The sequence below is a fragment of the Pectobacterium sp. CFBP8739 genome (assembly GCF_013449375.1).
In the GTDB taxonomy this organism is placed as follows: Bacteria; Pseudomonadota; Gammaproteobacteria; order Enterobacterales; family Enterobacteriaceae; genus Pectobacterium.
In genome coordinates, this window is the sequence record NZ_JACDRR010000041.1 from 1 (window position 1) to 1,987 (window position 1,987).

1 protein-coding gene and 3 pseudogenes are annotated in these 1,987 nt (G+C 38.4%); 2 read left to right on the forward strand and 2 right to left on the reverse strand.

The features are described 5' to 3' along the window. Positions 1 to 136, reverse strand: a pseudogene (locus H0247_RS20075) (integrase); the annotation flags it as partial. On the opposite strand from H0247_RS20075, the pseudogene H0247_RS20080 reads away from it, so the two are divergent. Beyond that, positions 131 to 250, forward strand: a pseudogene (locus H0247_RS20080) (IS3 family transposase); the annotation flags it as partial. The pseudogenes H0247_RS20075 and H0247_RS20080 sit on opposite strands and share 6 nt — an antisense overlap. 32 nt (positions 251 to 282) lie before the next feature. On the opposite strand, the pseudogene H0247_RS19930 reads toward H0247_RS20080, so the two are convergent. After that, positions 283 to 378, reverse strand: a pseudogene (locus H0247_RS19930) (hypothetical protein); the annotation flags it as partial. A 136-nt stretch (positions 379 to 514) separates the two neighbouring features. On the opposite strand from H0247_RS19930, the gene H0247_RS19235 reads away from it, so the two are divergent. Then, positions 515 to 1,504 (forward strand): type II toxin-antitoxin system PemK/MazF family toxin, encoded by a 990-nt coding sequence (locus H0247_RS19235; RefSeq protein ID WP_180743963.1) that lies wholly within the window; start codon positions 515 to 517, stop codon positions 1,502 to 1,504. Positions 1,505 to 1,987: the final 483 nt, after the last annotated feature.

Consider the following 1,987-nt stretch of genomic DNA (forward strand, 5'->3'; position numbering starts at 1 on the left):
TCTTGCTGCCAGCACCATCAGTTCACTACCAGAGTAGCCAGCAAGGGCTTTAAAGAAAGCAGGAAGCTCTTCAGTGGTCAGGAACGGGTAAATGTGTAGACTCATGCCCCTGCATAGCACTGGTGAGATCTGGCGACAGGATTATAACGAGTGTCGTACACATTTGGCACTGAATTATCAGACGCCATTAGAGTTCGCAACACGGTGGCGAAAAGGAAAATGTGAAGATAAACAAACCGACATTACTAACTGTCGGTTGTATCTAATACTGGGGCAGGTCAAAAGCTGTATGAGCGGAAGCTCTTCAAATCTGCGATAGATATCGACATCCAGCCATTTTTTAACTTCTTTGGTGTGTTCCGTTGACCAGTTTTTCATCATCACTCTCCGCTGTGAACTATCATTTTATGTTAGTATAATGAAAGATATAGCTCTGTGTTATTTACTTAGCACATCTGCGACTTGTACGAAGTTTAGATATTAATATGGATATGTCGACCAATAAGAAACTAATATGCAAACTACATACAGATTAGCTAGTAATACCTCTACCATACTGGGAGTAGAAGAAAGTCAGGGTATAACCGAAGTACTATTCCCAGATGTAAATTATTTTGGCCACACCATAACTATCACCAAGATGTTTTCTGGATATCTCGGACATCGTTGGAAAGTAGTTTCTGTAAGTCATCCTTCCGTAACAGAGATATTTGTTGATTTAGAATTGCGAGGAATAAACAATGACGAAATTTACCTATCTCAAACATACAATCAACGTAATGCTGTAATAAGCAACCTTCATAAAGGTACGTTAGTTGAGGTTGATTATGGATATATTTACTCCATAAAGAAACAAAGTGGCGAAACAAGGTCCTGCAAACGTTATCCAGATCAAAAGCAGTCTGGAGAAATGCATAAACGTAGATTAGCAATCGTCATTAAGGCATCCCCATCTGGGATACAAATTGTACCTATCACATCAAAAACACCTTCAAATGCTGGGGATAAATCAATATTTGAAATTAGTTCCCAATCTACTCAACAACTTATCAATTACAATGATACAACGAAGCGTTCCTTTGCTCTATGCGGAATGATAGAAACAGTTTCATTAAACAGAATATTTGCCCCATTAGCCTTTCCCGTGGTGCAAAAAAGTAGAAAAGGTCCTGAACGCTCAACTGGATATCCACACAAATTAACTAAAGCCGATAAAAAGTGCCTTGATGATGCTTTATCATCATCAATTGGTATTCAGGATTATCCTGAACTTAAGAAAAATTACCCTTTAATTTACACTGAAAACGAAGCAAATAAGTCAGAAATCATTAGATTAAATTCTGTTCTCCAGAATGAAAAGGAAAAGACAGTAAACTACGAAGCCCTCATTACACTTGTAGAAGAACACTATCAACAGTTATACTCGAACAAATCTCTTCAGGAGATTCAGCAGATTATTAATGAAGAGTTGCATGTAAGACGCAAGATTCTCGAAGGCACTTGACTTATCTTAATAATCTGTCTATCATACATGCATCTGGTAAGGAACTGGAACGGCTTCCAGCCTTACGTCGCCTATAAACGGCTTAGCCGCCCATGTAAAGTTTTACAAAAGGACCCGCAAAAGCGGTTTTTTTTGTACCCATCCATAAGCTTAGCAGCATCAGTTTAGGTGTATAAGATGCTGAACTGTTCTATAGATTGATGAACATTTCAATTTAGATCTGGTGGTTCTACTCAAGATATTGATTTAAAACATTAAATATTGCTTTTAGTATGTTCAACCTAGCAATTCTTCATATTGGCATCCAGTGTCTTTTGTTCTTACATCCAGAAAGAATAGTTGATCCAGACTGAGCGACCAGAAGCAATAAACATAAAAAAAGGGCTACGCTCTACTGAGACATAGCCCTTTATCCAGCATCTCCTATGCACGTCGATTAAACGTTCCCTGCACCACATTGCCGCCGTTTTCAAGGCTTACCAT

Excerpts from the sequence above, each read along its gene's own strand:
- H0247_RS19235 (WP_180743963.1), top strand. The coding sequence starts at position 515 with ATGCAAACTACATACAGATTAGCTAGTAATACCTCTACCATACTGGGA.